The following is a 9105-nucleotide window of genomic DNA, read 5'->3' as shown; positions in this document are numbered from 1 at the left end:
GATCTCCTGCGCGGCCGCCCCGAGCTCGATCCGCACCGGCCGTCCCTCCGCGTCCCGGACGAACCGGGCGGTGCGGCCCGCCGGAGTGGTGACGGCCTCGGTGCGGCCCGCGCCGTCCAGGGCGTAGCGGGTGGTGCCGCCCGGGGTGGTGAACGAGGTCAGCGCGCCGACGCAGGATCTCAGGTATCGGGTGAGGAGGGTGCGCATCCCCCCAGCCTGCCCAGCGCCGCCAAAGGCGCACCAAAGCCGGCGGGCCACAGCGGATTTCGGCCAATCGGCATACGTACGCAGTTTCCCCGATGTGCGGACAGGTGCGCGGCCTCGACAGTGACGGGAGCCGGAAACACGAAAGCATGTTCCCCTACCACCCGAGGTATCGATGCGCTACGAACTGCTCGGCCCCCTTCGCGTCTCCCACGACGGACGCGGATACTCCCTGAGCGCGCCCAAGATGGAGATGACACTGGCCACCCTGCTCGTCGGTGCCGGCCGGGTCACCACGAAGGAACAGATCATCGAGGAGCTCTGGGGGTCGGGACCGCCCCGGCGCGCATCGGCCGCCGTCCACGTCTATCTCTCACAGCTGCGGAAGTTCCTCACCGCCGCCGGGGACGACAGCGGCCGCGCCGTCATCACCAAGCCCTCCGGCTATCTCCTGCGGCTGGACGGGGCCGGTTACGACGTCGACGACTTCCGCGCGGCGATGCGGGAAGGCCGCTTCCTCCAGCAGTCCGGCCGCTACGAGGCCGCCCTCGACGCCTTCGGCCGGGCGCTCTCCCTCGTACGCGGCACCGTCCTCGACGGTACGCCCGAGGGCCCGGTGCTCACCCGCTTCACCACCTGGGTGGAGGAGGAGCGGCTCGCGTGCCTGGAACTGTCCGTCGAGGCCAGTACGGCACTCGGCCGGCACCGCGAGGTCATCAGCCTGCTCAACACCCTCACCGCGGAGTACCCGTTGCGCGAGTCCTTCTACCGCCAGCTGATGCTGGTGCTGTACCGCTCGGAGCGGCAGGCGGAGGCGCTTCAGGTGTACCGCTCGGCGCAGCGTGTCCTGCGATCCGAACTGGGTCTGGAACCCTGCCGGTCACTGCGCCGGCTGCACCAGGCGATCCTCACCTCGGACCGGCTCCTCGACCTCCCCGTGGCGAGCTGACGGTGGCCCCGGAACGGCAGGACACCTGGCTGCGCCGCTACCACGACACGGACGCTCCGGCCGAGCTCATCTGCTTTCCGCATGCCGGCGGCTCCGCCGGCTACTGGCACGCCCTGTCCGCCGCCCTCCCCGCCCTGAGCGTGCGCGCCGTCCAGTACCCGGGCAGACAGGACCGGTACCGCGAACCGGCCGTCCCTGATCTGCACCGGCTGGCCGACCTGATCGCCGAGGCTCTGGGCGACGGTCCGCCGCCGGCCGGGCCACGGATCTTCCTGGGGCACAGCATGGGCGCCTCCCTCGCTCACGAAGTCGCCCTGCGCCTGGCGGGGGCGCCGGACCGCGGTCCGGCGGCGCTCCTGGTGTCCGGGCGCCGGGCGCCGTCCCGCACAGTGGCCGGCGCGGAACGGCTCGACACCGACGCGGCGCTGCTCGCCAAGGTCCGTTCGCTGGGCGGCACCGTGCCCGCCGTGCTGGACGACCCCGATCTGCTCGACCTGGTCCTGCCGGCGCTGCGCGGCGACTACGCGGCACTCGCGGCCTACGTGCCGAGCACGGGCGCCGTCCTGGCATGCCCGGTCGTGGCCCTCACCGGGGACAGCGACCCGGAGGCGCCGATCGCGGATGTGCGCGCGTGGCGCGACCACACCACCGGCCCCTTCGAGCTGCGGGTCTTCCCGGGCGGGCACTTCTTCCTGGGCGACCATCTGCCGGCCGTCGCGGACCTCGCCGCCTCCCTGTCCGCCACTGCCCCGGCGGCCCGGCGGTGAGGCCGTCGTGAGCGGGGCGGGCGGCCCGCAGGCGGTGCCGTGATCGCCGCTCTGCTGCCGCCGGGGGCGGTGGGTGCCGAGGTGTACGACGATCCGCCGGAGGCCCGGCTCCATCCGGCGGAGGAGGCCGCCGTCGCCCGGGCCGTGGAGTCGCGCCGCAGGGAGTTCACCACGGTGCGCCACTGCGCCCGCACGGCCCTGAGCGCGCTGGGCCGCGGATACGAGCCGTTGGTGCCGGGGCACCGGGGCGCTCCCCGCTGGCCGGCCGGCGTGGTCGGCAGCATGACGCACTGCGCCGGCTTCCGGGCGGCCGGGGTGGCCCGGTCGACGGTGCTGGCGTCGCTGGGCATCGACGCCGAACCCGACCGTCCGCTGATGCCCGGCATGCTCGCCTCGGTCTCCCTTCCGGCGGAGCGTGAACGCGTGGCCGGACTGATGGCGCACCGGCCCGGCGTGGCCTGGGACCGGCTGCTGTTCAGTGCCAAGGAGGCGGTGTACAAGGCGTGGTTCCCGCTGACCGGGCTGCTGCTCGACTTCCCGGAGGCGGAGATCCTGATCGATCCCGGGGGCACATTCCGCGCGGTGCTCCTGGTGCCCGGCCCCGTGGTCGGGGGCCGGGCGATCGGGGTCTTCCACGGACGGTGGGCGGCCGCCGGCGGGCTGCTGGCCACCGCGATCGGGGTGCCTCAGCCGGCCAGGGCCATCAGCCGGACGAGCGCGGCCCGGGAGTTCACGCCCAACTTGCTGTAGATGTGGGTCAGATGGACGTCCACGGTCCGCGGGCTCACTCGGAGCCGCCCCGCGATGTCCTTCGTCTTCAGCCCCTCACCGGCGAGTTCGGCGACCTCCCGCTCCCGCAGGGTCAGCTCGTCGAGCCCGCTGCTCTCCCGGCGGGCGGTCAGCCGGACGGCCGACCGTGCCAGTTCCCTGGCCCGGGCGCCCGCCGGGCTGGAGTCACCGAGCAGTCGCTGCGCCTCGCCGTAGCACCGGGCGGCCTCCGCCGTCAGACCCCGGCCCATGAGGGCGTGGCCGCGGGCCAGCAACGCGTGGCCGCTCTGCTCGACCAGCCCGACGGCGGACGCGGACGCGGCCGCCCGTTCGGCCCAGGCTTCCAGGGTGTCCGCGTCGGCCTGCGTCTGCACGGCCGCCGCGGCCAGGAGTTCGTAGTTGCGGGCCGCGAACACGGCGACGGGCTCGGAGACCCGCCAGGCCTCCCGCTCGGGAAGCAGCAGGGCCAGTGCGGTGTCCGCCTCGCCCGAGGCGAGCGAGGCCTCGGCGAGGAGCAGGGCGTTGAGCGGTGTCCGGGGCTCCGGAGCGGCCCGGCCCGTGGACCCCGCCGCGGCGGGGGGCGGGGAGGTCCGCCCCAGCTGGGCCCAGGCGGCGGCGGTGATCGCGTCCGACAGGGCGACGTGGTCCCTCCGGCCCATCGCTCGGGCGGCGGCGCTGCCTTCCCGGACGGCGCCCAGGGCGTCGGCCAGCCGGCCGCTCTGGTAGTGCACATAGCCGAGCGTGTCGAGCAGAGGCGGCAGGAAGTGCACGTCGCCGCGCGCGCGTACGGCGGTCAGCGCCCGCTCCGCGTGACCGTACGCCGGCCCGTACCAGCCCATCAGCGCCTCGGCCCAGCTGAGGACCAGCAGATGGCCGGCCTCCTGGTCCCCGGCCTGCCGTCCCGAGTCCACTTCGTCCAGGGCCTGGGCGGCGGCGTCCAGGGACATCTCGGCCGCGCACATGTCGCCGTCGAGCACGGCGCACAGCCCGGCGAGGCCGAGCGCCCCTCCGGCGGTGACCGGGTCGGCGCGGTCCGTACCGTGCACGAGCACCTCGACATCGGTCCGGGCCGGCACCTGGCCGGCGAGCACCTTGCCGAGCTGCTGACTCACCCGCAGGAGCAGTCCCGCGCCGGCCGAAGCGGCTTGAGCGGCGGGGAGTTCGGCGGCCAGCAGTGCCTGTGCGTCCTCGTCGTGGCCGAGCGCGGCGAGCACGGCGGCGAGGAAGGCGACGGCGCGGGCGCGGAGCTGGGGCGACCGGCCGTCGGGTCCGGCGAGCACATCGGCCACGAGCGCGACGATCCGCTCTCCGTCGCCCTCGGCGGCCAGGGCGCGGACCACCTGCTGCCACAGCTCGGCGCCGACGGGACCGGCGCCGCCGCCGTTGCCGGTCCTCCGTCCCAGCCGCAGCGCGGATGTCAGCCAGTGGGCCGCTTCCGCGGGCCTGCCCGCCTGCGCGCAGGAGCGCGCGGCAACGGCCAGCACCTCCGCGTCGGCCGGCCGCATCCCGGATCCGGCGCGCTCGATGTGCGGGGCGATGTCGGGGGCCGGGAGGCCCAGCCGGACGAAGCGGTCCCGGGCCCGGCGGTGTGCTCCCGAACGCCAGCAGGCGTCGGCGTCGGCATAGAGGCAACCCCTGAGCAGCGGGTGCCGGAAGGCCAGCACGCCGGGTTCCGCGGTCGAGCGGACCAGGTCGCGGCGGCGCAGCTCGGAGAGCGCCCGGCAGGCCTCGTCCCGGGACGTCTCGGCCACCTCGGCGACGGCGTCGATGTCGAAGACGCTGCCGAGCACCGCCGCCGCGTGCACCACCCTGCGGGGCACCGCGGGAAGGAGCTCCGTCTCGGCCAGCAGCCGGGCGCCGAGCGAGCTGGACGTCCAGAGGTCGAGGGCGTCCCCGGCGGGCGATCCGGCCTCGGCCAGGGCGGTGAGGTAGAGCGGGTTGCCGCCGCTGCGCGCGTACAGCCGGGGCAGTTCCGGGTCGTCGKCGCGCACGCCCAGCACCTCGGCACACCGGTGCGCGGGCAGGGCCCCGAGGGCGATGGTCTCGGCGGCGCCCAGCTCGCCGCCCTGCTGGAGGAAGGCGCGCAGGGCGACGGGGGCCTGCCTCGGCCGGTGCGCGACGACGACCATCAGGCCGCGGTCGACGGGCCAGCGGATCAGGGCCTCCACCAGCCGTGCCGAGCCGGCGTCGGCCCAGTGGAAGTCGTCGAGGACGAGCAGCGTGCCGCCGGCGGACGCGGCGGGTCCGGCCGTGAGGAGCCGGCGCACTCCCGCGAAGTACGGGGACCGCCAGACGGACTGCTCGGCGCCGGGCGGGACGTCCGTGAGCGTTTCGACGAGCTCCGCCGTCGCGGTGGCGCCTGCTCCCGCTTCCGCGCCTGCGCCCTGCCATGCGGTCAGCGCCTGCACGAGGGGGTGGAAGGGGACCTGTGCCTCGGCCTCGGAGCAGCGGCCGTGGAGGACGGCGAGGCCGTGTGCCCTGGCCTCCCGGGCCAGTGCGGCGAGCAGTCTGGTCTTGCCGGTTCCGGGGTCGCCCGTCAGTTCCACGAGGGCGGGCCTGCCGTCGCGGGCGGCCCGGACGAGCTCGGTCAGCCGCGCCAGTTCGGTGGTGCGGACGGTGCTGACGGTGTTCGGCCCGGTGATGGTGGTGATGCCCATGTCGCAGGTCCCCTTCCCCCGGTCTGCTTTCCCGCGCTCTCGACGCTGAGAGACACCCAACAGCTGTGGCCCTCGCCAGGGTAGGCGCGGGCGCCGGGATGAATCGTTCTGTAACAGAACCTTCATGGACCGCTACGGAACGCCGGGCCACCGGCCTTAGGGGAGCTTTAGACGGCCCCGGCAGCCTTGCGACCGTCCGAACTCCAGCGATCCGCAGTCCAGTCGGTCCAGTTGAGGAGCCGTGCCCATGCCCCGGGACCTGTCCGCCCATCGCGCCGTGCGGCGCCTGCCCGTCGGGGATCTCGGCGAGGTTCTCGTCGATCTGCACGAGGGCGAGTTGATCGTCCGTCAGCTGGATCTGGTGGTCGCCGGGACCGGCCGGCATCTGCGGCTGGTCCGCGAATACCGCAGCCATTCCTCGGTGGACCTGGGATTCGGCCCCGGCTGGTCTCTTTCCGCCGGCCCCGGCTTCGAACCGGATGCCGGAGGTGAGCCGGTGACCTTCACCGACGCCCGGGGCCGGGTGGTGACGCTCCACCGTGACTCCGACGGCCTGGTGTCGAAGATCGTCGATCCGCTGGGGGCCGAGGCGGCGGCGTTCGCGTACGACCGCTCGGGCCGGCTGGAGCGGCACACCGGGGCCGACGGGGCCACCACCGCCTTCCTCTGGGACGCGGAGGGGCGACTGGTGGGCATCACCGATCCGCTCGGCGACGTCGTGGGGATCGCCTATGACGGGATGTTCGCGGTCTCGGAGGTCTCCTGGACCGGCCCCCGGGGCAGGGCGCTCACGGCTTTCGACTACGGGCCGGACCGTACCCTCGTCACCGGGCCGACAGGTCTGCGGACCGGCTACGTCTTCGATACGGAGGGCCGGCCCACAGCGGTCGAGGACGCTGCCGGTCAGGTCCGCCGCCTGACGCGGGACGCGACCGGCCGGCCGGTCTCCTTCACCGACGCGACAGGGGCGACGCTCACCCGTACCTACGACGACCGGGGGCGCCCGGCATCGCTCCGGCTGCCGACCGGCGCGCGTTCCCAGGTGTCCTACACCTCGCAGGGCGAAGGGCGCACGCTCACCTCCCTGCGCGATCCCCTGGGCAACGAACTCCTCCTGGAGTACGACGAGTCGGGCAGACTCGTCCGCGCGCGCGCCGCGGGCCGGGCCGAGGACGTGGAGACCCGGAGCTACGACCCCGTCCACGGCGGGCTCACCGAGCGCGTCGACGGCAACGGCGCCAGAACGCGCTTCGGTTACGACGAGTCCGGTGACCTGACCACCGTGGACCCGCCCGCCCCGCTCGGCCGCACGGTCTTCGGGTACGACGGGCTGTCCCGGATCACCTCGGTGACCAGCGGGGCCGGTGCCCGCATCGGCTGCCGGTACGACCCGGCCGGGCGGCTGACCGAGGTCACGGACGAGAGCGCCGGGCGAACGCTGCTGGTGCTCACCCACGACGCGCTCGGCCGGGTGGTGCGCAAGGCGGGCCCCGGCTGGTCGTACGCGTTCGACTGGGTCCGGACGGCACGAGGCGCCCGCCCGGCGGCGGCTGTGCGGACCGGGGAGGCGGGCTCCGCCCCCGAGCGCGTCGACGCGGAGTACGACTCCGAAGGCGCGCTGACCTCGTTCACCACCCCGGGCGGCACCACCCGCTACGCCCTGGACGGCGCGGGCCGCACCGAGGCCGTCACCACTCCGGCGGGCCGCACCGCCCGGTTCGTCCGGGACGCGGAGGGACGGCCGGTGCGGATCGAGCTCGGGGCGGCCGCGCAGGAGATCCGCTACGACGCCTCGGGGCGCAGGACCGCCCTGACGGTGCGCGGACCGCAGGGCGAGATCCTCTTGTCGGCGGAGTACGGCTACAGCTCGGGCGGCGGCGCCGACAGCGATGTGCTGCGCTCCTCGGTGGTCGACGGTGAGTTCACCGGCTTCGCCTACGACGGGCTCAAGCGCCTCGTGCGCGCCGGTGACACCGGGTTCGCCTACGACGAGGCCCATCATCTGCGCCGGCTGGGTGCGACGGAGTTCACTCTCAACGACGCCGGCCAGGTGGTGCGCTTCGGCGACACGGCGTTCGGCTACGACGGCGCGGGCAACTTCACCGAGGAGACCGACCCGACCGGATCGTTCCGCTACAGCGCCGTCAACCAGACCCTGACCGGTGTGTTCGGCGGGGTCCAGGTGGTGGACGTGCGCTATGACGGGCTGGGCCAGGAGACGCCGCGGCGCATCACGGAGACGACCGTGGACGGACGCACCGTCGTCCACGTGCTGACCCACTCGCCCCTGGGGATCGCACGGACGACGGACGACGGCGTGCCGTCCGACTACGTCCGCACACCCGACGGCGCCCTCCTCGCCGTCCTCACGGACACGGGCCGCCACTACTGGGCGGTGACCGACCAGCAGGGCTCCGTGCTCGCGCTGATCGACGAGGAGGGCGCCCTCGCCGCCCGCTACCGCTACACCGCCCACGGGGCGGTCACGGCGTCGGGCGACGCGGCGGCGGCGAACCCGTTCCGCTACCGGGGCGCGTACCAGCTGCTGCGCAGCGCGCACCTCCTGGACCACCACCTCTACAACGGGTTCTGGGGGCGCTTCACCCAGCCCGACCCCACCGGCGCGCAGTACGCGCCCTACACCTTCTCCGACAACGACCCCGTGAACAGCGGGACATGGACCCGGCACTCCTTCTGGTCCGTCCTCGCCCGYCCGCACCTGCCCGCCCCGGAGGTGTTCTTCCCCTCCCCCGGCGCACCGGACGAAGCGGCCGCCGCCGCGGCCGAAGCGCTCACCGGACCGGGTGCGTTCCTCACCGCCCCACCCCTGATCGCCTGGGCGCCACCGTCCCGGGATGTCCGAACCCTTCATCGAGAGGAACCGTCAGATGGCTGACCAGATCGTGCTGCGCGTCCCGAGGGAAGTCGTGGTCAAGGTGGTCGACGACGTCGAGGTCGCCGACCCGAGCACCGGCCAGACCGGCACGTTCGACGACGAACTGTACGACGAGGACGGGAAGCTGATCGGCACGTCGCACGGCTCGTTCCGGATCGAGTACGTCCGGCCGGGCGACGGCGGGCTGCTGACCTACTACACCGAGGACATCACCCTCGACGACGGCACCATCCACGCCGAGGGGTGGGCGGACTTCAACGACGTGCGCACCAGCGAGTGGGTGCACTACCCCGCGACCGGGACCAGTGGCCGCTACGAGGGTCTGCGCGGCTTCCGCACCTGGCGCATGACCGGTGTCCGCGCCTCCGCCGAGGCGCGGATCCTGCTGTCCGACTGAGACCGGTCCGAACGAGCGAGGAAGGGCCCCCATGACGGGTCGGGATGTGTACATAAGGTCGGCCGCCTCCGCGCTCCCCGGCCCGCCGCTGGACAACGCCACACTGGCGGAGCGGTTCGGCATGGACGCGCTGTGGCAGCAGTGGGTGGACGTCTTCATCGGCACCGCGTCGCGTCACCTGGCCCTGGACCTGGAGTCGGGAAAGCTCACCGCGACGCTGGCGGACCTGGCCGAGGAGGCGGGCCGCACGGCGCTGGACCGGGCGGGTCTGGCTCCGGGGCAGGTGGACGCGGTGGTGCTGGGCACCGCCACACCGGACCGGCTGATGCCGGCGACCGTCAACGTGGTCGCGGACCGGCTGGGTGTCGACGGCGTACGGAGCTTCCAGCTCCAGTCGGGATGTTCCGGCGCCGTCCAGGCTCTCGACGTCGCCCAGCAACTGCTGCGCAGCGGGAGCGCCCGTACGG

At 74.1% G+C, this 9105-nt stretch carries 8 protein-coding genes; 6 read left to right on the top strand and 2 right to left on the bottom strand.

Features of this window, described 5'->3' with window-relative positions; genetic code table 11:
• A partial coding sequence (locus EAO72_RS43685; protein WP_261991874.1) for a hypothetical protein occupies nt 1–207 on the bottom strand: 207 nt, incomplete at its 3' end.
• A 172-nt stretch (nt 208–379) separates the two neighbouring features.
• Here EAO72_RS43685 and EAO72_RS41020 point away from each other — a divergent pair.
• Genes EAO72_RS41020 through EAO72_RS41010 form a run of 3 tightly spaced genes read left to right on the top strand, consistent with a single transcriptional unit; the run spans nt 380 to nt 2670 of the window.
• On the top strand, nt 380–1153 hold the full coding sequence (locus tag EAO72_RS41020) for an AfsR/SARP family transcriptional regulator (RefSeq protein ID WP_148022476.1): 774 nt from the start codon (nt 380–382) through the stop codon (nt 1151–1153).
• A gap of 2 nt (nt 1154–1155) precedes the next feature.
• Nucleotides 1156–1920 (top strand): thioesterase II family protein, encoded by a 765-nt coding sequence (locus EAO72_RS41015; protein ID WP_148022475.1) that lies wholly within the window; start codon nt 1156–1158, stop codon nt 1918–1920.
• Between the two features lie 39 nt (nt 1921–1959).
• Nucleotides 1960–2670 carry a 4'-phosphopantetheinyl transferase family protein gene (locus EAO72_RS41010; RefSeq protein WP_148022474.1) on the top strand — a complete coding sequence of 237 codons (711 nt, stop codon included), beginning with the start codon at nt 1960–1962 and terminating at the stop codon, nt 2668–2670.
• On the opposite strand, the gene EAO72_RS43915 is transcribed toward EAO72_RS41010, so the two are convergent.
• The gene (locus EAO72_RS43915; RefSeq protein ID WP_148022473.1) at nt 2607–5345 is read right to left on the bottom strand and encodes an ATP-binding protein; all 2739 of its coding nucleotides are present in this window, start codon (nt 5343–5345) and stop codon (nt 2607–2609) included. The genes EAO72_RS41010 and EAO72_RS43915 overlap by 64 nt on opposite strands.
• 247 nt (nt 5346–5592) lie before the next feature.
• On the opposite strand from EAO72_RS43915, the gene EAO72_RS41000 reads away from it, so the two are divergent.
• The 3 genes from EAO72_RS41000 to EAO72_RS40990 all read left to right on the top strand — a co-directional run.
• Nucleotides 5593–8241 (top strand): DUF6531 domain-containing protein, encoded by a 2649-nt coding sequence (locus tag EAO72_RS41000; RefSeq protein WP_261991873.1) that lies wholly within the window; start codon nt 5593–5595, stop codon nt 8239–8241.
• Complete coding sequence (locus EAO72_RS40995; RefSeq protein ID WP_148022471.1) at nt 8234–8638, top strand: allene oxide cyclase barrel-like domain-containing protein; 405 nt, start codon at nt 8234–8236, stop codon at nt 8636–8638. The genes EAO72_RS41000 and EAO72_RS40995 overlap by 8 nt, the downstream gene beginning before the upstream one ends.
• Nucleotides 8639–8669: 31 nt before the next feature.
• Nucleotides 8670–9105: thiolase family protein (locus tag EAO72_RS40990; protein ID WP_459112835.1), on the top strand; the 436-nt coding region annotated here is incomplete at its 3' end.

This window comes from Streptomyces sp. OR43 (assembly GCF_008042275.1).
Taxonomy (GTDB): Bacteria; Actinomycetota; Actinomycetes; order Streptomycetales; family Streptomycetaceae; genus Streptomyces.
Note: the sequence above shows the minus strand (reverse complement) of the source record. Positions and strands in the feature narration are given on the sequence as shown.

What these genes read in the sequence shown, in the direction of transcription:
- EAO72_RS41020 (WP_148022476.1), top strand. Translation starts at nt 380, where the DNA reads ATGCGCTACGAACTGCTCGGCCCCCTTCGCGTCTCCCACGACGGACGC.
- EAO72_RS40995 (WP_148022471.1), top strand. Translation starts at nt 8,234, where the DNA reads ATGGCTGACCAGATCGTGCTGCGCGTCCCGAGGGAAGTCGTGGTCAAG.